The following is an 18962-nucleotide window of genomic DNA, read 5'->3' as shown; positions in this document are numbered from 1 at the left end:
CCGGCGAGGGGTGGCAGGAGACCCGCCATTCGAACTAGACTTGACCCACCTGAAGCGAAGGGAGGTCGCTATGCCGCTGTCCGAGTACGAGCAGCGAGTGCTTGAGCAAATGGAGCGCGACCTCGGCGCTGACACCAAGCTCAATTCCGCCATGGCGAAGACCGCGCGCCCGCGCGGCCGCTGGACGTTCGCGTTCATCGGCATCGTGGCGGGGCTTGGCGTGCTGATTGCGGGTGCCATCGCGCAACTCGTGGTGGTGGGTGTGCTGGGCTTCGCGCTCATGCTTGCCGCCGCGCTGTGGGGCATGCTCGCCCCCGCGAAGAAGGCACCGACTGCCGCGGCTGCGAAGGGTGACGCCAAGGGCGGCACCGCGCGCAAGGCGAAGCGTCAGGGATTCATGAATCGCGTCGAAGAGCGCTTTGAGCGCCGGCGCGATCAGAACGACTTCTAAGCGCCTCGTTCGCCTGCGTCGCCACCACATTCACCTGCTCCATGAGCCATTCCTGGCTGGGTTCTGCGCCGTCCTCGACGGGTGGCGCATAACGAGAGTCGCTGACGGCATCGCGCAAATTGCGCAGCGCGGAGGCGCCGTCCGCATCGAGCGGAGCTAGGGCAAGGTCCAACTCGTGCTCGAGGCGAGACGCAGCCTCGATGGGCGTGCTGCTCGGTGCCCACCGCAGCTGATCTGGAAGCCGGTCGCGAAGCGCCTCCCACGCGGCCTCGGGCCCGTGGGCATGCGAGTGGGCCGCGGAGCGGCGCCGCAGCACCCACCCAACGGCCACCGCGGCGAGCACCACGAGGACGAGGCCCACGATGGCCCACACCGAGACCCCGGCGTCCGCGTCGCCACCCGTCTGCGAGGTTGCGCCGGGCGACGGAATGGTGGGGTTGGTGGACGGCACGGTGGTGGGGATGGGGATGTTCGTGGGGACGTTGGGGTTCAGTCCGCTGCCTTGCTCTACGGTGTAGTTGGGGGCGGAACCGGTCTGCACCGCGGGAGTGGGCTCAAAACGCACCCAGCCCTCGCCGGGGAAGTACAGTTCCGGCCACACGTGGGCGTCGCCGCCAAGCACCTGCCATGTGCCGTTGTCGCCAAGTTGGCCGCCAAGGTAGCCCATCGCGAGCCGCGCGGGGATGCCTGCGGAGCGGGCCATCATCACCATGGTGGTGGCGAACTGCACGCAATAGCCCACGCGGTCATCAAGGAACTGGGATACGGCATCGCCGCCGCGGGCAGGGTTCACCGAGGTGTCATAGGTGAAGTTCGAGGAATCCCGCAAGTAGTCCTGAATCGCCACGGCCTCGTCGTATTGGGTGGCCGCATTTGCCTCTGAAGTCACCTGGTCCGTGAGCGTGCTGATGCGCCCAATGTCCACGGACGTGGGCATCTCCGTGTAGACGGAGCTGACCGGCTCGGTACCAGCGTCGATGGTGCCTTGGGTGTCGAGGAGCTTCTCTGCCGTGAAGTAGTCGAGCGCCGCAACGATCGAGTATTTGAGCCCGTTGGTGTTGCCGTCCTCTTGCGTCACCTCGTCGCGCGACGCGGTGTACTGCCAGCCGTCCTCGACGTCCACGCTGCGCGGCACCACGGGAATGGGGAGGTTACGCTCGGAGGCGCCCGTGAGATCGAACGACAGGATGACGCGCTCCTCGTCGTCCCATCCAAGCACCGGCTCCGGCCACAGCACGTCGGAGCCAACGGGGACCAGGTCGTCGGCCTCGTCCTTCTCTCGCGTCCACGTGGTGCCGTCGAAGTCACGCAACGTGTACAGCCGCAGGGCATCGGGGTGGCGCCCCGTCGAGACGTAGGTAAAGACCACCTTCGCCGAGTTGACCGTGAGCGAATTGCGCAGGTCAAGGGCCAGGTTGAGGCGCGTGGACGTGTCGAGCGCGGACGGCGCGTTGAAGCGCGGGATCGCGCCCCACCCGTTGCCTCCCACGGCGGCGGGAGCCACCAGAACGGCCACCAGCAGCGCCGCAGTGCTCGCGATCACCGCACCGGTGAGCGGCACCGACCGCGCCGAGGTGTGCGACGAGCGCACCGCGCCCATCGCGAGCATCCAGCAGGCCGCCGTGGCAAACAGCGCCCACATCGGCACTTGGTACTGAAGGAAGATCGCGGGCGTCCACGGCAGGATCAGCACAATGCCGGACACGGCAACGGCCTTCCATGAGGCCGCCAGATGATCGGCAGCGACGAACACTGCAACGGCAAAGGCCACCACGAGGGCGGTCAGTTCCACGGTGGGGTTCGCGGGCGCTGGGGTGCGCGCGGCGTACTCGGCTCCCGCGACCAAGGTGTCCCATAGTGCCCCAAGGGCCGCCGGCGTGGGCAGCAAGTGCTTTCCGCCGTCCTCTTTCAGGGCAAACAGCGGCACCATGACGATGATGGCGGCGCCAATCGCGGCAGCGCTTGGCAGGAAGCGCGAGCGGGACGCGGCACGCACCGCGAGATCAACTCCGCACACCACCACGAGCACAAACAGCACCGTGCGCAACCAGCCGGCGCCGTCGATGAGCGTGGTGAGCGCGAGCATGGCCAGGAACGTGCCGAGGCCCATGAGGGCGGTCACTGTCCATGGGGTGCGAGTGGAGTTCATTCGATGTCTCCAGACGACAGCAACGTGGTCCACACCGAGGTCAGGTCGCTCGTGGTCGCCACCGTGGCAACGCGCCACCCTGCACGGCGCAGCGCCCGCGCGGTGTCGCGAGCGGCCTGCTCCGTGGCGGCCGTGGTGCGCACCAGGGCCCACGCGCGTCCCGTGTCACCAATGGGCACGAGGGCGTCGAGCGCGTCGCCATCGAGGGGCTCGACGATGGCCACGATGACCTCGCCATGGGTGGCGTCGTGGCTCGCTTGACGCGCGGCACGCACGATGTGGTTGGTGGCCGCTGCCTGCGAGACGGGCGACGTGAGATCGACGGTCTGGTCCAGCAGGGCGGCCCTTCCGGCTTCGGTGCCGTGCTCGCCAAGGTGACGCGAGACGTCGGGGTTGAGGCCCGCGCCAAGGATCCGGACGGGGTGGCCGGAGTTGAGTACGGACAAGGCAATAGAGGCCGACGCTGAAATCGCCCATTCCAGAGCGGCAGGTTCTCGCGGGAGGTCCATGAGGACGGTGGCGGGCCTGCGGCCCGCGCGCTCGTCGGACCGCACGAGCATCGTCCCTCGCCGTGCCGACGAGGCCCAGTGGACGCGGCGCAGGTCATCACCCTCGCGGTAGTCGCGCAAGGACGCGTCGTCAGGGGAGGGCGTGCGCGCGCCGAGCACGATGCGGTCCGCGAGGCCCATGAGCGCGCCCGCGGTACCGCTGAGGTCGATCACGGCGGGCCAGACGGGGATCATCTCCGCGTCGCCAACCGCCGTGTCAGACCACAGCACCCCAAACGGGTCCGCCGAATGCACGAGCGCGGGCCCAAGCGGCCACCGCCCTCGCTTCGCGGGAAGCAAGGAGTACGAGAGGGTCAGCGTGGTCTCGTCTCGAGACACGGACGCCTTGGTGCCCATGCCGCCTGTGAGCTCGGCGGCGGCCTGTTCCCTGATATCCAGCGACTGCGTCACCGCACGCCTCCAGCGAGAGGCGCGCGAGCCGTCGGACTTAATGGTGACCGTCACCATTCCTGGTACCCCGGCGGTGAGGGGGTGCGGCACTACTTCGCGGCGAGCGTAGGGGAAGCGTGTGATGAAGGTGTTGACGGACAGCAGCATCCAGATGCACGAGACCATGAACACGGCGAGCATGAAGACGCCGCAGTACACGAGGATGGGCGTGGCGAGCCCAACGCCAAGGCCACCGAACACGAGCCCGGCCGTGCCAAGCCCTACGCCGCGCGCGCTGAACGCGGTGGCGGTGCGCTTGGATCCCTCAGTGGCTGCCACGGACTGTCCGTATCTACGGGGCTACCGTGGTGTGCTCAACGGCGCGCTCGCGGACAACCGGAGCGTCGCGAGCCTCGGTGGGCACCGCGGTGCGGCCAACGGTTTCACGCATGATCTGCTGGGTGGTGCGGCCCGCGAGCCGTGACTCGGTGGAGGCGAGCAGGCGGTGCGAGAGCACGGCGACGGCAAGCGCCTTGACGTCGTCGGGGAGCACGTGGTTGCGGCCCGCCATCGCCGCGCGCGCCTTCGCAGCCGCGAGCAGCTGCAGGGCCGCACGCGGAGAGGCGCCGAGGCGAAGCGCGGAATCGGCGCGCGTGGCCGTGACGATGTCCACGATGTACTGCTTGATCGCGGGAGCGGCGTAGACGCGGCGCGCCACCTGAATCGCGCGCGCAAGGTCGTCGAGGCTCGCCACCGGCGTGATCTGCGCCAAGGGGTCAACGCCGTCGTGGCTCGCGAGCATCGCCATCTCGTCGCGCGCGCTGGGGTAGCCAACGGACACCTGCGTCATGAAGCGGTCGCGCTGCGCCTCGGGGAGGGGATAGGTGCCCTCCATCTCAATGGGGTTCTGCGTGGCGACCACTACAAAGGGAGTGGGGAGCTGGCGCGTCACGCCATCAACCGTGACCGCGCGCTCTTGCATCGACTCCAGCAATGCGGCCTGCGTCTTGGGCGAGGCGCGGTTGATCTCGTCGGCGATGACGACGTTCGCGAAGATGGGGCCCGGTCGGAACTCGAAGCGGTGATCGTCGCTGCGGAAGATCGAGACGCCCGTGACGTCAGAGGGCAAGAGGTCTGGCGTGAACTGAATGCGGCCAACGGAGCCGCCAACGCTCGCGGCGAGCGCCCTCGCGAGCGTCGTCTTGCCCACTCCGGGAACGTCTTCGAGGAGCACGTGGCCCTCTGCGAGCACGGTGGCAAGCGTCGCCGTGATGGCTCCGTCGAGGCCTGAGAGAACGGTCGAGATGGTCTCGCGCACGCGCGTCGTCAGTTGGGCGACGTGGGTGAGGTCTTCGGTGGTCGGAACCGGGTTCGTCATGACGCTCCTTCGCTGTCGGGTCGAGCCTATGCGACGCACCCCTGGACCTCCCAATGGGTAGCGCGCACCCCAGCGACCGCGTCGGCACAAAGAACGCTCATGGTGGAGGAAACGTTGTGAAATCGGTGACGAAGTGGAGGGAAGTGGAGTAAAGTGGGGGAATCTGGCGAGTCGTGGCGCTGAAAGGGGGTCCGTGGTGGCTGAACACGGACTGGGACCCACAGGGGTCTTCCTCGGCACGTTCACGCCCAAACTCGACGAGAAGGGGCGCGTGATTCTGCCCGCGAAGTTCCGCGGTCGCCTCTCCTCAGGGGTGGTCATGACGCGCGGGCTGGACCGCTGCATCTTTCTGTTCCCCATCGACGAGTTCAATGCGATCCACGAGCGCCTGCGCCGCGCGCCGCTTGAGAACAAGAACGCCCGCGACTACCTGCGCAACTTCCTTGGCTTCGCGAGCGACGAGATTCCTGACAAGCAAGGCCGCGTGATGCTGAGCGCGCCGCTGCGCAATTACGCGGGCATCGACAGGGAAGTGGCCGTGGTGGGACTCGGCTCGCGAGTGGAGATCTGGGATGTCGCGGCCTGGAACGAGTACTTGGAACGCGGCGAAGACGATTACGCGGCTACCGCCGCAGAGGTTTTTCAAGACATGTGACGTGAGTCGCGGCCTCCTCCCGCGCAGCTCTGACGGACTTCCCCCCGCCAGAGAGCCGGAGGGAGACCGGGGCTCACGGCACACCAAGGGTGGAGGAGTTGAGGTGAACGCAGGAGCACGGCACACGCCAGTGATGCTCGAGCGTTGCATTGACCTGCTCGCTCCCGCCCTTCAGCGCCCTGGCGCCGTGGCGATCGACGGCACGCTCGGCTTGGGCGGCCACACAGAGGCGCTGCTGCAGCGCTGCCCGCAGGCCACCGTGGTTGGCATCGACAGGGATCCGCAGGCGATCGCGCTCGCGAGCGAGCGCCTCGCCGGCTTTGGGGACCGCTTCAAGGCGCACCACGCCGAATACGACGACGTCGCGGGTGCCCTCGCCGTGGCACGGGCCGACGCTGCGGCTGGGATTCTCTTGGACCTTGGGGTGAGCTCGCTGCAGATCGATGAGGCGGATCGCGGCTTCAGCTACGCACAAGACGCACCGCTTGATATGCGCATGAACTCGCAAGACCCGGTCACTGCGGCCGACATCCTGCGCGACGCAGACGAGGCAGAGCTCACCCGCATCCTGCGCGACTACGGCGAGGAGCGGTTCGCCGCGCGCATCGCCGAGTCGATCGTTCGCCGCCGTCAGACGGCGCCCATCACCCGCAGCGCGGAACTGGTTGACCTGGTGCGCGCGTGCATTCCTGCGGCCACCCGCACGCCTGGCTCCAACCCGGCCAAGCGCACGTTCCAAGGGCTGCGCATCGCCGTGAACCGCGAGCTCGAGGTGCTCGAGCGCGCGATGCCGCGCGCTATCGAAGCCACAGAGGTTGGCGGCCGCGTGGTGGTGATGTCGTATCACTCGCTCGAGGACCGCATCGTCAAGCGCACCTTCGCCGCGGGCGCAGAGAGCACCGCCCCCGTTGGGCTGCCCGTGATTCCAGAGGATGACAAGCCCTACCTGCGGCTCATCACTCGCGGAGCGGAGAAGGCAAGCGCAGCGGAGGCGGAGGCTAACCCGCGCTCCAAGCCCGTGCGCCTTCGCGCCGTCGAGCGCGTGCGCGAGACTCCTTCCGCACGGAGGGCAGCATGAGCGCCGCACCTGCGCGCCACCCGCGCCCCATCCCGCCTGCCGCGCGCGCACGCCAGCCGCTGCGCTCAACTCAGCCCCAGCGCTCGAGCCAGCCGTTGCGCTCAACTCAGCCCCAGCGTCGGCCGGGACCAACCCCTGGCCGCCGCGACCACCTGCGCGCCGTCGCCGCGCCGGAGCAGGCGCGGTCCTTGGTGCCTTTCGCGTGGATGTGCGCGCTCATCATCATCGGCGCGCTGACGTCTGTGCTGTTCATCAACACCTCGATGGCGAGCGGGGCGTACGAGCGCAGGGACCTCAAGATTGAGATCGCGGACCTTCACGAGCAGCGGGCCGCGCTCGTGACCACGCTCGAGGAGAAGTCGTCTCCCGACCAATTGGGGGCCGACGCGCGGAAGCTCGGAATGCAGCCTGCTGACCGGTTTGGCTTCATATCCTTGGCGGACACGGTCGTCATCGAATCAGGGAGCAAGTGATGGCTGCAGGGAGGGCTCGCGTAGGCGATCCTGTGGTGCGCCAGCGCGCGGTCTCTCTCTTGGCGGTGGCATTGCTGCTGGTATTCGCCGCCCGCTTGGTGATGATTCAGGGTGTGCAGGCCGCGGAGCTCTCGGAGCAGGCGCTGCAGCAGCGGCTCGTGACCAAAGAGGTGACGTCGCCGCGCGCGGACATCGTTGACCGCGACGGCGTGGTGCTTGCCACCACGGTGGATCGCTACAACATCGGCGTCAATCAGAAGGATCTCGCCAAGTGGAAGCGCACCGACCACGGTACGGTGACCGCCGAAGGCCCCATGGACGCGGCCACTATTCTCGCCCCCATTCTTGGGCTCGACGAGGAGGAACTGGCGGCCAAACTCGTTGGCGATTCCACGTGGGTGTACATCGCCAAGGACGTCACCCCTGAGGTGTGGAACCTCGTGGACGAGGAGGACATCCTCGGAGTGCAGCCAGAGTCCGTGAGCGAGCGCATCTACCCCAACGGCGCCATCGCGGGAAACATCATCGGCTTCATGGGCGGCTCCGCCGACGGCCCGGGCACCACGGGACTCGCGGGCCTCGAGCTCGCCTACAACGACCTGCTCACGGGCACGCCCGGATCCATCACGTATGAAAGCGGCGGCAGCGGCACCCTCATCCCCACTGGAGTCCACGAGGAAACGGCACCAGTAGCAGGAAAGACGCTTGTCACCACGTTCGATCGCGACGTCCAGTGGTACACGGAGGATCGCGTGGCGCAGGAACTCCGCACCACGGGCGCCTCCCGCGCCACGGTGGTGGTTCAGGATGCCACGACGGGCGAGATTCTGGCTCTGGTGGACTCGCACAGCGTGGACCCCAACGATCCCGGCGCCACCACCAACCCGCTCGACCGCGGATCGCGCGCCGTCTCCACGGTCTTCGAGCCGGGCTCCACCGCCAAGGTCATCACGATGGCCGCGGCGATCGAGGAGGGGCTCGTCACGCCAACCACGCGCATCAAGGCGCCGTACAAGTTCACCACCGAGAACAAGCAGACATTCAAGGATTCTCACGACCACGGCACCCAGAAGCTCACGGTCGCTGGCGTACTTGCGGAGTCCTCCAACACGGGAACGGTGCAGATCGGCTCGCGCCTGACCACTAAGCAGCGCTACGAGTACCTGAAGGCGTTCGGCTTTGGCTCCAAGACAGGCCTCGGCATGCCGGGTGAGTCCGCGGGCATCCTCAAGGACTACAAGAAGTGGGATGGCCGCTCCAAGTACGCGGTGCTCTTTGGCCAGGCGCTCGGTGTGACTGCCGTGCAGACCTCGCAGGTCTTCCAGACCATCGCGAACGGCGGGGTTCAGGTGCAGCCAACCATCGTCAAGGGTTACCTCGATGAGGACGGCACCTTCACCGCTCGTGAGACCGAAGAGCCTAAGCGTGTGGTGAGCGAAGAGACCGCCGCCAAGGTCATGAAGATGCTTGAGTCCGTCACCACGGACGGCACCGGAAAGCTCGCGGCCATCAAGGGGTATCGCGTGGCTGGCAAGACGGGAACCGCGCAGGCAACCTGTGCGGACGGCTCCTTCAAGTGCATCGTCGCCTCCTTCGTTGGTGTGGCACCCGCCGACGACCCGCGTATCGTCGTCACCGTGATCCTCTACGACCCCAAGAGCTCCATCTGGGGTGGTGAGGTTGCCGCCCCCGTGTTCAAGGACGTCGCGACCTTCGCGTTGCAGGAACTGCGGGTGGCGCCTTCGGAGTCGAAGGCAAAGCTGTACCCAACTACCTGGAAGTGACCATGCAGGAGATGTCGCCGCCTGAGATGACTCTGCGGCCCACCACCGTGACCCCTCAGTCGCTTGGCGACGTCGCCTCTCGCTCGGGCGCCCGGTTGTCGCTGCCCGACGCTGCGGGAACCTTGGTCTCCGGCGTCACCGTGGACTCTCGAGACGTGGTCCCCGGCGATCTGTTTGGGGCCCTGCCGGGCCTGCAGGTACACGGCGCCACGTTTGCCGCCGCCGCGGTGGCGAGTGGAGCGTCGGCCGTATTGACAGACGCCGAGGGAGAGGCGATGCTCGCGGGGCTAAGGGTGCCCGTGCTTGTCTCCGCTGACCCTCGCCACGCCATTGGTGAGGCGGCCGCGCTGGTGTACGGCGACCCCTCGAAGCGCCTGGTATTCGTAGGTGTGACGGGAACCAACGGCAAGACCACCACGAGCTACTTCATCGACAACGCGCTAGCACAGGTGCACCCCAACCGCGGCATCCTTGGCACGGTCGAGCTACGCGTGCGCGACGAGGCGATCGAGTCCCCGCGGACCACCGTGGAGGCCCCTGTGCTGCACGGGCTGCTTGCGCGCATGCTCGAGGAGGGCGTCACGGCCGCCGTGACCGAGGTGTCGTCGCATGCGGCGGCGCTGGACCGTATTAGCGGCGTCGACTTCTCCGTTGCGGTGTTCACCAATCTGCAGTGGGATCACCTCGACTTCCACAAGACCATGGAGGGCTACCTGGACGCGAAGGCGCGGCTCTTTGAGCCTGGGCGCGCGCGCAGGGGAGTCATCAACATTGACGACGAGTGGGGGCGAACGCTCGCTGCTCGGGTGGAGATTCCGGTGGAGACCGTTTCGACGCTCGTGGACGCGCAGCGCGAGGCGGACTGGGTGGTCATCTCCGCCGATGTTGGCCTCGATGGCGTGGGGTCCACCTTCACGTTCCGCGGGCCGGACGGGGTGGAGCGCAACGCGGAGAGCCCGCTTCCGGGGCTTGTCAACGTCTCCAACGCGATGGTCGCAATCGCCGCGGCGCATGCGGCGGGAGTGCCGCTTGACCTTGCGATCGCGGGAGTCGCCACCGCCCACGCGGTGCCGGGGCGCATGGAGCGCGTCATCGAGCGCTCCGACGTGGACCCGCTCGCTATCGTCGACTATGCCCACACCCCGGACGCGCTCGAGCTCGCGCTTAAGGGAGTGCGGCCCATCACTCCGGGGCGGCTCATCCTCATCTTCGGCTCCGATGGCGATCGCGATCGTGGCAAGCGCCCCGTCATGGGGGAGATCGCGGCCCGCCTCGCTGACGTCATTGTGCTGACGGACGAGAACCCGCGCTCCGAGGAGCCCGCCGCCGTTCGTGCCGCGATTCGCGAGGGGATCGAGAAGCAGCGCCCCGATCTTCGCGACGTCCACGAGGTGGAGCCGCGCGTGGCCGCCGTGGAATACGGCTTGCGACTTGGGCGGCCAGGGGACACGGTCATCGTGACGGGCAAGGGCCACGAGCCAACCCAAGAGATAGCAGGCGTGTTCTACCGCTACAACGATCGCGACGCGTACCTCGCCGCGCAGGCGAAGATCGTCGCGGAGCGCGAGGCGGCATCGTGAGGCCGCTCACCGCGCAATGGGTGGCAAACGCGGTTGCAGGGTCTCTTGTGGCCGACGTCGACGCCGTGGTGACGTCTGTGGTCAAGGACTCTCGCGACGTCACGCCCGGCTCGCTGTACTTGGCGTTCGTCGGCGAACGCGTTGACGGCCACGCCTACGCGCGAGCGGCGGTGGACGCGGGGGCCACGCTGTGCCTCGTGTCCCAGCCCGTCGACGCCCCGCACATCCTTGTTGACGACGTAGAGGTGGCGCTCGGCGCCCTCGCCCGCGCCTATTTGGCGCTACTGCGCACCGAAGGCGAGATCACCGTGATCGGCATCACGGGCTCCAACGGCAAGACCTCCACAAAGGACCTCCTCGCCCAGACGCTGCCCAGCTCGGTGGCTCCCGTTGGCAGCTACAACAATGAGATCGGCATGCCTCTCACGGTGCTCGCGGCGGATGAGACCACGCGCTTCCTCGTGCTCGAGATGGGAGCGAGCGGCCCTGGCCACATCGCCTACCTCACCTCCATCGCGCCGCCCGATATCGCCGTGGTGCTGATCGTCGGCACGGCGCACTCTGGTGGCTATGAGGGCCCCGATGGCATCGCTCGAGCCAAGGCAGAACTTGTGCAGGGACTCGCCCCAGGTGGCGTGGCCATCCTCAACGCCGACGACGCGGCCGTGGCCGCGATGGCGCAATACGCCGAGAGGGTGGTCACGTTTGGCATGGGCGGTGACGCTGACGTGCAGGCGAGTGACCTCACCCTTGACCGCGGAAGGGCGAGCTTTGTGCCCGTGGTGAGGGGAGCGTTGGGCAGCAGGGTGACGCTGACGCTCGTTGGCGAGCACCACGTCACGAACGCCCTTGCCGCCTTGGCAACCGCCGTGGAATGCGGCCTTCCCGCCGAGGAAGCCGGGGCCGCGATCGCCGCCGCCGCGCCCGTGAGTGAACACCGCATGGCCGTCACCGAGCGCAGCGACGGGGTCACCATCATTGACGACAGCTACAACGCGAGCCCGGAATCGATGCGCGCGGCACTGCGCGCCCTTCTGGACGTCGCGGACGGCGGCCGCACCGTGGCGGTGGTGGGCGAGATGCTCGAGATGGGCGACGCGTCGCGAGAGGCGCACTGGGATGTGGGCTACAACGCCGTGCGTCTGGGAATCGACTACCTGCTGGTGGTGGGGGAGGGTGCCAAGCCCGCCTTCGACGCCGCAGTGCGCGAAGGCTCGTGGGGCGATGAGGCCGCGTTCGTCGGTACCATTGGCGAGGCTCGCGCCTATCTCGAGGAGCGGCTCGTGGCGGGCGATACCGTGCTGGTGAAGGGGTCTCATGGCTCCGGGCTGTACGAGCTTGCGGAAGAACTGGTGAGGGAGGACGCATGAGGGCGGTTGTCTTCGCTGGCGGTATAGCGCTCTTCATCTCGCTGTTCGCCACCCCGCTGTACATCCGCTTCCTCACCAACCGTCAGTACGGGCAGTTCATCCGCCAAGACGGCCCGGAATCCCACCACGTCAAGCGCGGAACGCCCACGATGGGTGGCGTGGTGATCATCGTCGCCACGCTGCTCGGGTGGATCGTCGCCAACCTCGCCACGGACCGCACGCCCAACGTGTCATCGCTGCTCGTGGTGTTCCTCATGGTTGGCCTTGGCCTCGTTGGCTTCCTCGACGACTACATCAAGATCTCGCGAGAACGCTCGCTTGGGTTACGGGCGCGCTACAAGATTCTTGGCCAGGCAGTGGTCGGCATCTCGTTCGCGGTGCTCGCGCTGCAGTTCCCCGACGAGGCGGGAGTGACGCCGGCCTCCACCGCTATCTCGTTCCTGCGCGACACCGCTCTGGACTTCGCGGTATTTGGGCCCGCGGTGACGCTCGTGCTGTTCATCATTTGGGCCAACTTCCTGATCACCGCGTGGTCAAACGCCGTGAATCTCACCGACGGCCTCGACGGCCTCGCCACAGGCGCGTCCGTGATCTTCTTTGGCGCCTACGTGCTGGTGTGCCTGTGGCAGCTCAACCAGAAGTGCGGATTCACGGACAACGTGGCGCAGTGCTACGAGGTGCGTGACCCCCGCGACCTCGCGATCCTGTGCTCCGCCATCGCGGGCGCGAGCCTTGGCTTCCTATGGTGGAACGCCAGCCCGGCCAAGATCTTCATGGGAGACACTGGCTCGCTCGCGCTTGGTGGCGCGATCGCCGGCATCACGCTCATGACGCGCACGGAACTGCTCGGCGTGATCATCGGCGGCCTCTTCGTCATCGTGGTTGCGAGTTCCGTCATTCAGATCGGCTACTTCAAACTCAGCGGTGGTAAACGCGTGTTCAAGATGGCGCCGCTTCACCATCACTTCGAGATGCTTGGGTGGGGCGAGGTGACGATCGTGGTGCGGTTCTGGATCATCGCTGGCCTGTCCGCTGGCCTTGGCATGGCGATCTTCTACCAAGAGTTCGTCGCGCAGTTCTCATGATCGAGGGCCTCCGCGTTCTGGTGCTGGGGGTAGGGGTCGCCGGCACCAGCACCGTCGCCGCATGCCGCGAGTTGGGCGCCACCGCCGTGACGGTGGACGCCAATGGCGCTGCCGATCACCTCTCGGTTGACGAGGTGGACCTCTCCGCCTTCGACGTGGTGATGGCCTCCGCCGCCTTCGCCCCGCATAGCGAGGCGATCCGCGCGTGCGAGGCCGCGGGCCTGCCCATCTGGTCAGAGATGGAGTTCGCGTGGCGCGTGCGGCGGCCGGATATCCCGTGGGTGCTCGTGACCGGCACCAACGGCAAGACCACCACCACCCAGATGGTGGGCGCGATCGCCGCGGCAGGCGGGCTCGACGTGCGCGTGTGCGGAAACATGGGCATCCCAGTGATCGAGGCCGCCCGCGCCCAGTGTGACCTCGTGGCCGTGGAGATCGCGAGCCTGCAGCTGCACTTCACCCACACGCTGTCCCCGCACGCCGCCGTGTGCCTCAACGCGGACGACGACCACACCGATTGGCACGGCTCCCTGGAGGCGTACCGCGCGGCGAAAGCGCGCGTCTACCAGCATGTTCAGGTGGCGTGTGTCTACCCCGCGGCTGACCGGCTCGTGGAACAGATGGTGGAAGAGGCGGATGTCATCGACGGCTGCCGCGCCATCGGCGTCACCCTTGGGGTGCCGTCCGTCTCGCAACTGGGCATCGTCGACCGGCATCTCGTGGACAGGGCCTTCCACCAAGAGCGGCGCACCCACGCCATCGAGTTGGGAACCCTCGACGATCTGGCCCATTTGGTCGCGGGCGCAGTTCCGCCCTACCTGGCGACTAACGCGCTGAGCGCCGCCGCGCTCGCGCGCGCAGTGGGCGTGGGGCCGGAGGCCGTCCACGAGGGCTTGAGCGGTTTCTCCCTTGACCACCACCGCACCGCCTTTGTGCGCGAGCTTGCCGGCGTCACCTACGTGGATGACTCCAAGGCCACCAACGCCCACGCGGTCAAGGCCGCCTTCGGCGGATTTGGGCCCGACGCTGTGGTCTGGATAGCGGGCGGCCTCGCCAAGGGGCAGGAGTTCGGTGAGCTCGTCGAGACCATCCGCGATCGCGTGCACGCCGTGGTGCTCATCGGCGTGGACCAAGAGCCACTTTCGAGCGCTCTCGCGGAACACGCCGCCGATATCCCCGTGGTGGCAATACCCCCGGGAGACACTGTCATGGAGCGCGCTCTGGAGGCCGCTCGCTCGTTGGCGAGGCCCGGTGACACGGTCCTGCTGTCGCCCGCGAGTGCATCGATGGATCAGTTCCGCGATTACGCGGACCGAGGGAACGCGTTCGCCGAGACGGTGAGGCGCATGGAGGGGTAATGACCGCCACGGCTGCCGCCAAGCCTCGCACCATGGCGTCAGCGTGGAAGTCGCCGGCCGCTACCTACTATCTGTTGGCAGCGTCGGCCGGAATCCTCCTCATTGTTGGCCTTGCCTCGGTGCTCTCGAGCTCCTCGATCGAGTCGCTCAAAGCGACTGACGGAAACCCGTACAAGCTGTTCTTCATCCAGCTCGCGGCGTTCACCGTGGGCCTCATCGCTCTCGTTATCGGGTCGCGGTTGCCCGTGATCGCCTGGAAGCGGCTCGCGCCCTGGGTGCTCTACTCGTCGATAGGCCTGCTGCTTGTTGTTGCCGCTGCGGGAATGACGCTCAATGGAAACCGCAACTGGATCAAGGTGGGCCTGGTCACGTTCCAGCCATCGGAAGTCGCCAAGCTGGGCCTCGCGCTGTATCTGGGCGTTGTCCTCGCGCGCTTTCGCAAGCACCTCACCACGTGGAAGCAGATCTTCGTTCCGGGCGGCATCATGTCCGCCATCGTGATTGGCCTTGTGCTCTACGGTCACGACATGGGCACGGCCATCGTGCTCGTCGTGATCGTGGTCGCTGCCTACTGGATTGCGGGACTGCCGCTGCGCTTCTTCGTGATGGCAGGAATCGTGGGCCTCATCGGGGTACTCGCGCTGGTGGCGCAAGGAGAGACGCGCACCGCGCGCATCGAGACCTGGCTCAACCCCGCGAACTGCGACATTCAGGACGCGTGCATGCAAAGCACGCATGCCCTGTGGGCGCTCGCGTCGGGCGGCGTGTGGGGTCTTGGCCCAGGCATGAGCCGCGAGAAGTGGGGCGGCGGCCTTCCGGTTGCCGATTCCGACATGATCTTCGGCATCATCGGCGAGGAGTTTGGGCTCATCGGCACGCTGCTTGTGCTCTTCGCGTTCGGCATGATGATCGTTGCGGTGAACCGCATCGTGCACCGCTCGCGCGACCCCTTTGTGCAGATCGCGGGCGGCGCCATTGGGGCATGGATCATTGGCCAGGCGTGCATCAACATCGCCGTCGTGGTGGGCCTGCTGCCCGTGACGGGACTGCCGTTGCCGCTGGTTTCCTCCGGTGGATCGTCCCTCATCGCGTCCATGACCGCTATTGGCGTGCTCATGGCCTTTGCGCGCGCCGAACCCGGCGCCGCCGAGGCCTTTGCCGCTCGTCCCTCCGTGGTGCGGCGCTCCCTCACGGTGCTGTCCGGGGGGCGGCGTGGGTAGCTTTGTGCTTGCCGGGGGCGGCAGCGGAGGCCACGTCAATCCACTGCTTGCCACAGCGGCGGAGTTGCAGCGTCGCGGTCACCAGGTGGTGGCCGTGGGCACCAAGGAGGGTCTCGAGACCGAACTGGTGCCGCGCGCGGGTGTGGAGTTGCGGTTCGTGGATCGCGTCCCGCTGCCGCGCCGCCCCAACGCCGCGAGCGTGACCTTCCCGCGCGACTTCTCGCGCGCCACCACCCAGGCGGCTGGGATCATCAGCGATACCAGGGCCGACGCTGTGGTGGGCTTTGGCGGTTACGTCTCCACCCCCGTCTATAGGGCCGCGCGCAAGGCGGGTGTGCCCGTGGTGGTGCATGAGGCCAACGCTCGCCCCGGCTTTGCCAACAAGTACGGAGCCCGCTTCGCCGCGGCCGTTGCGACCACGTTCCCAGGAACGACGCTCCCCAACGCGGTCTTGACAGGGCTGCCGTTGCGTCCTCAGATCGCGGAACTAGCCGCGGCCATGAGCGATCCCGCCCAACGCCAGCAGCGCGTCGCGGACGCGCGCGAGGCCCGCGGCTGGCCGGCGGACGCCAAGGTGCTGCTCGTCACGGGCGGCTCCCTGGGAGCGGCGAGCCTCAACTCTGCTGTCTCGCAGGCCGCCGCAACGCTCGTCCGGCACGGCATTCACGTCATCCACCTCACGGGACACGGAAAGGATGACGCCGCGCTGCGTGCCAAAGGCGACCTTCCCGCGGCCCTCCGCGACGCCTACCAAGTCTCCGAATACGCCCACGACATGGGCGCCGCACTTGCCGCAGCGTCGGCCGTGGTGTGCAGGGCGGGAGCAAACACGGTGAGCGAGGTCAGCGCGCTGTGCATTCCCGCGATGTACGTGCCGCTGCCGATTGGGAATGGCGAGCAGGCCCTCAATGCGAGGTCGGCCGTGGCTGCGGGTGCCGCGGTGCTCGTCGATGACGCGGAGCTGACCCCCGCGCGTGTGGAACTTGAGGCCGAGCGCCTCATCCTTGACGCCGCAAGCGCGGCGGCGATGGCGGAGGCCGCGGCTCGCGTTGGCATCCCCGACGGCGCGGCGAGGCTCGCCGACCTCATTGAGGGGGTGGCGTCATGAGGTGGCACTTCATTGGCGTTGGCGGCTCAGGGATGTCCGCGGTGGCACGGCTTGTCGCCGCGAAGGGCGTGGACGTCACGGGAAGCGATCGCGGCGAAAGCGCGTACTTCCTGGCGCTCAAAGACTCCGGGATGGACGTGCGCGTTGGCCACGACCCGGCGGTCGTTGATGGTGCCGACGCCGTGGTGGTCTCAACCGCGATCCGCGAGACCAACCCCGAGCTGGCGCGCGCTCGCGAGCTGGGCATTCGCGTGGTTCACCGCTCGGAGGCCCTGGTGTGGGCGCTCGAGGGGCTGCGGCTGGTTGCGGTGGCCGGCTCGCACGGCAAGACCACCACGTCCGCCATGACGGCGTGCGCCCTGCACGGTGGGGGCGTGGATGCGAGTTTCGCGGTGGGGGCGCGGGTCTTTGGCGTGGAGGGGGCCGTCGCGGGCGGATATGCGGGCACGAGCGACGTGGGAGTGGTGGAGGCCGACGAGTCCGACGGCTCCTTCCTGCGCTACGCCCCGCACGTTGGCATCGTCACGAGCATCGAGCCCGATCACCTCGACCACTACGGCACTGTGGAGGCGCTTCACGAGTCCTTCGCGGACTTCGCCCTCTCGTGCGAGGTGCTCATTGCGCACGGCGGCGATCCCGTGGTGATGGGCATCGCCCGCCGGGCAGCGCAGGCAGGGGTGCGCGTGTTCACCTACGGCGCAAGAGATGGCTTTGACGCGGTGGTTACGCCCGACGCTGTGTCCGGCTTTGGCGCCACCCACCCCTTGGCAGTACCCGTGCCTGGGCAGCACAACCGCCTCAACGCCGCCGCGGCGTGGGCCGCGGCGGTGGAGATGGGTGCGGACCCTTCTCGCGCGGCGGCTGCGCTCGGGAGCTTTGGCGGCACGGGACGGCGCTTCCAGCTACGCGGTGAGGCCGGGGGGGTGCGCGTCATCGACGACTACGCGCATCACCCCACCGAGGTGGCGGCCGTGGTGTCCGCCGCTCGCGACGCGGGTGCGGGTCACTTGGTGATCCTGTTCCAGCCGGCGTTGTTCACGCGTACCCGCGATCACTTCCAGAACTTCGCCGCCGCGCTGTCGGTGGACAACGCCGACGTAGTGCTTGCCCCCGTACACGGCGACCGCGAGGACCCCATCGAGGGGGTCAACTCGGAACTCATCGCGCAGCACATCGTGGGATCCGTGACCGTTGCGGAGTCGCTCGAGGACGCCGCGCGCATTGCCGCATCGCTCGCGAGGCCCGGCTCCACGGTGCTGACGGTGGGATCAGGCACCGTCACCAAGTCCCCGGACTGGATTCTCGCGGAGTTGGGCGCGCAATGAGCGAGCCAACGCGCCCCTCGCGGCCTCCCGCGGCGCCCCAATGGGCGCGCGTCAGCACGTCGCCACCCACCGCGCCGCAGCCGCGGGTCACCAAACAGGCAGCGCCCGCGCGGCCCGCCGCACCCAAGCCAGCCCCGCGCAAGCCCGCGCCTCCCGTTGCCAGCCCGCCGGAGCGTCGGGCAGGAACGGCGCTTACCGACGCAGGCAAGTCCACGGTGAGCGCTCTGACCGTTGTGCTCGAGAAGGCGAGGGCCACGGTGGTGCCGCCGCTCGCGGAACGCCGCGACGAGCGCGAGGCGGAGCGCCGCAAGGCCAAGCAGCGTAGGCGCGCGATCGTGTGGGGGCGCCGCGCGGGGTACGTCATCATCGCGGGCGCTGCCGTGTGGCTGGTGCTGCTGTCTCCTGTGTTCGCGTTGGACTCAGCGAACGTGCAGGTGTCCGGTTACGGCACCGTGGTGGACCCAGCCGAGGTGCGCGAGGTCGTCGACGCCTCGGAGGGCGCATCGCTCGCGACGTTCTCCGTGGGGCACCTGGCGAGCCAGCTCAAGGACATCCCCGGCGTGCGCGAGGCGCACGTGGAGCGCTCGTGGCCAGACGGCCTGGTGATCACGCTGGAATCGCGCGAACCCGTGGCGGCGATCCCTGACCCCAAGGGTGGGTTCGACCTTGTGGACGACGAAGGCATTCAGGTGGGCAGGTCCGCGAAGGCGCCAAAGGACCTGCCGAGCCTCGCCGTGCCGGAGGACAACGAGAAGGTGCTGCAGGCTGCGCTCGGAGTGATCAACACGCTTCCCGACGAATTGCGCAATCGCGTGGACTCGATGTCCGCGGCCACCACCGACTCGGTGTCCTTCAAACTCAGCAAGGGGCCGCGCGTGGAGTGGGGGAGCGCAGAGGACTCGGCCCTCAAGGCTCAGGTGCTGACGGTGCTGCTTGAATCGAAGAAGGCGAAGAAGGCGGACATCATCGATGTCTCCGCGCCCACGCTGCCGATCACCAAGAACAACTAG

Annotated in this window: 16 protein-coding genes; 13 read left to right on the top strand and 3 right to left on the bottom strand. The window is 67.8% G+C overall.

Annotation, left to right across the window (positions count from 1 at the left end; genetic code table 11):
* The first annotated feature begins 70 nt into the window (after nucleotides 1–70).
* Nucleotides 71–451: a DUF3040 domain-containing protein gene (locus tag QM618_RS10665; RefSeq protein WP_428098530.1), complete on the top strand. Its 381-nt coding sequence runs from the start codon at nucleotides 71–73 to the stop codon at nucleotides 449–451.
* Here QM618_RS10665 and QM618_RS10660 read toward each other — a convergent pair.
* Genes QM618_RS10660 through QM618_RS10650 form a run of 3 tightly spaced genes read right to left on the bottom strand, consistent with a single transcriptional unit; the run spans nucleotide 396 to nucleotide 4916 of the window.
* Entirely contained in the window at nucleotides 396–2600 is a 2205-nt protein-coding gene (locus QM618_RS10660) for a transglutaminaseTgpA domain-containing protein (protein ID WP_428098528.1), read from the bottom strand. The two genes, QM618_RS10665 and QM618_RS10660, sit on opposite strands and share 56 nt — an antisense overlap.
* Entirely contained in the window at nucleotides 2597–3877 is a 1281-nt protein-coding gene (locus QM618_RS10655) for a DUF58 domain-containing protein (RefSeq protein ID WP_428098525.1), read from the bottom strand. The genes QM618_RS10660 and QM618_RS10655 overlap by 4 nt, the downstream gene beginning before the upstream one ends.
* A gap of 13 nt (nucleotides 3878–3890) precedes the next feature.
* Complete coding sequence (locus QM618_RS10650; RefSeq protein ID WP_428098522.1) at nucleotides 3891–4916, bottom strand: AAA family ATPase; 1026 nt, start codon at nucleotides 4914–4916, stop codon at nucleotides 3891–3893.
* Nucleotides 4917–5112: 196 nt separating this feature from the next.
* Between QM618_RS10650 and mraZ the strand changes: the two genes are divergently transcribed.
* The 12 genes from mraZ to QM618_RS10590 all read left to right on the top strand — a co-directional run bounded on the left by mraZ (nucleotide 5113) and on the right by QM618_RS10590 (nucleotide 18962).
* Nucleotides 5113–5571 carry a division/cell wall cluster transcriptional repressor MraZ gene (gene mraZ, locus QM618_RS10645; RefSeq protein ID WP_428098519.1) on the top strand — a complete coding sequence of 153 codons (459 nt, stop codon included), beginning with the start codon at nucleotides 5113–5115 and terminating at the stop codon, nucleotides 5569–5571.
* Between the two features lie 103 nt (nucleotides 5572–5674).
* Entirely contained in the window at nucleotides 5675–6649 is a 975-nt protein-coding gene (rsmH, locus tag QM618_RS10640) for a 16S rRNA (cytosine(1402)-N(4))-methyltransferase RsmH (protein WP_428098514.1), read from the top strand.
* Nucleotides 6646–7122: a hypothetical protein gene (locus tag QM618_RS10635; RefSeq protein ID WP_428098509.1), complete on the top strand. Its 477-nt coding sequence runs from the start codon at nucleotides 6646–6648 to the stop codon at nucleotides 7120–7122. The genes rsmH and QM618_RS10635 overlap by 4 nt, the downstream gene beginning before the upstream one ends.
* Nucleotides 7122–8906, top strand: a complete 1785-nt coding sequence (locus QM618_RS10630) for a peptidoglycan D,D-transpeptidase FtsI family protein (RefSeq protein WP_428098506.1) — start codon at nucleotides 7122–7124, stop codon at nucleotides 8904–8906. The genes QM618_RS10635 and QM618_RS10630 overlap by 1 nt, the downstream gene beginning before the upstream one ends.
* A gap of 2 nt (nucleotides 8907–8908) precedes the next feature.
* A complete protein-coding gene (locus QM618_RS10625; protein ID WP_428098503.1) occupies nucleotides 8909–10486 on the top strand; it encodes a UDP-N-acetylmuramoyl-L-alanyl-D-glutamate--2,6-diaminopimelate ligase in 1578 nt (525 codons plus the stop codon).
* Complete coding sequence (locus QM618_RS10620) at nucleotides 10483–11856, top strand: UDP-N-acetylmuramoyl-tripeptide--D-alanyl-D-alanine ligase (RefSeq protein WP_428098497.1); 1374 nt, start codon at nucleotides 10483–10485, stop codon at nucleotides 11854–11856. Before QM618_RS10625 ends, QM618_RS10620 begins: the two co-directional genes overlap by 4 nt.
* A complete protein-coding gene (gene mraY / locus QM618_RS10615) occupies nucleotides 11853–12941 on the top strand; it encodes a phospho-N-acetylmuramoyl-pentapeptide-transferase (RefSeq protein WP_428098494.1) in 1089 nt (362 codons plus the stop codon). The genes QM618_RS10620 and mraY overlap by 4 nt, the downstream gene beginning before the upstream one ends.
* Entirely contained in the window at nucleotides 12938–14299 is a 1362-nt protein-coding gene (gene murD, locus QM618_RS10610; protein WP_428098489.1) for a UDP-N-acetylmuramoyl-L-alanine--D-glutamate ligase, read from the top strand. Before mraY ends, murD begins: the two co-directional genes overlap by 4 nt.
* Nucleotides 14299–15519 carry an FtsW/RodA/SpoVE family cell cycle protein gene (locus QM618_RS10605; RefSeq protein WP_428098486.1) on the top strand — a complete coding sequence of 407 codons (1221 nt, stop codon included), beginning with the start codon at nucleotides 14299–14301 and terminating at the stop codon, nucleotides 15517–15519. Before murD ends, QM618_RS10605 begins: the two co-directional genes overlap by 1 nt.
* Complete coding sequence (murG, locus tag QM618_RS10600; RefSeq protein WP_428098482.1) at nucleotides 15512–16627, top strand: undecaprenyldiphospho-muramoylpentapeptide beta-N-acetylglucosaminyltransferase; 1116 nt, start codon at nucleotides 15512–15514, stop codon at nucleotides 16625–16627. Before QM618_RS10605 ends, murG begins: the two co-directional genes overlap by 8 nt.
* Nucleotides 16624–17952: a UDP-N-acetylmuramate--L-alanine ligase gene (murC, locus tag QM618_RS10595; protein ID WP_428098479.1), complete on the top strand. Its 1329-nt coding sequence runs from the start codon at nucleotides 16624–16626 to the stop codon at nucleotides 17950–17952. Before murG ends, murC begins: the two co-directional genes overlap by 4 nt.
* Nucleotides 17949–18962, top strand: a complete 1014-nt coding sequence (locus QM618_RS10590) for a cell division protein FtsQ/DivIB (RefSeq protein ID WP_428098476.1) — start codon at nucleotides 17949–17951, stop codon at nucleotides 18960–18962. Before murC ends, QM618_RS10590 begins: the two co-directional genes overlap by 4 nt.

The sequence above is a fragment of the Demequina sp. genome, assembly GCF_049841215.1.
Taxonomy (GTDB): Bacteria; Actinomycetota; Actinomycetes; order Actinomycetales; family Demequinaceae; genus Demequina.
Note: the sequence above shows the minus strand (reverse complement) of the source record. Positions and strands in the feature narration are given on the sequence as shown.

Bases quoted from the DNA above. Each gene is read 5' to 3' on its own strand.
- QM618_RS10665 (WP_428098530.1), top strand. From the start codon at position 71: ATGCCGCTGTCCGAGTACGAGCAGCGAGTGCTTGAGCAAATGGAGCGC.
- QM618_RS10660 (WP_428098528.1), bottom strand. From the start codon at position 2,600: ATGAACTCCACTCGCACCCCATGGACAGTGACCGCCCTCATGGGCCTC.
- QM618_RS10650 (WP_428098522.1), bottom strand. From the start codon at position 4,916: ATGACGAACCCGGTTCCGACCACCGAAGACCTCACCCACGTCGCCCAA.
- QM618_RS10635 (WP_428098509.1), top strand. From the start codon at position 6,646: ATGAGCGCCGCACCTGCGCGCCACCCGCGCCCCATCCCGCCTGCCGCG.
- QM618_RS10630 (WP_428098506.1), top strand. From the start codon at position 7,122: ATGGCTGCAGGGAGGGCTCGCGTAGGCGATCCTGTGGTGCGCCAGCGC.
- QM618_RS10625 (WP_428098503.1), top strand. From the start codon at position 8,909: ATGCAGGAGATGTCGCCGCCTGAGATGACTCTGCGGCCCACCACCGTG.
- mraY (WP_428098494.1), top strand. From the start codon at position 11,853: ATGAGGGCGGTTGTCTTCGCTGGCGGTATAGCGCTCTTCATCTCGCTG.
- murD (WP_428098489.1), top strand. From the start codon at position 12,938: ATGATCGAGGGCCTCCGCGTTCTGGTGCTGGGGGTAGGGGTCGCCGGC.
- QM618_RS10605 (WP_428098486.1), top strand. From the start codon at position 14,299: ATGACCGCCACGGCTGCCGCCAAGCCTCGCACCATGGCGTCAGCGTGG.
- murC (WP_428098479.1), top strand. From the start codon at position 16,624: ATGAGGTGGCACTTCATTGGCGTTGGCGGCTCAGGGATGTCCGCGGTG.
- QM618_RS10590 (WP_428098476.1), top strand. From the start codon at position 17,949: ATGAGCGAGCCAACGCGCCCCTCGCGGCCTCCCGCGGCGCCCCAATGG.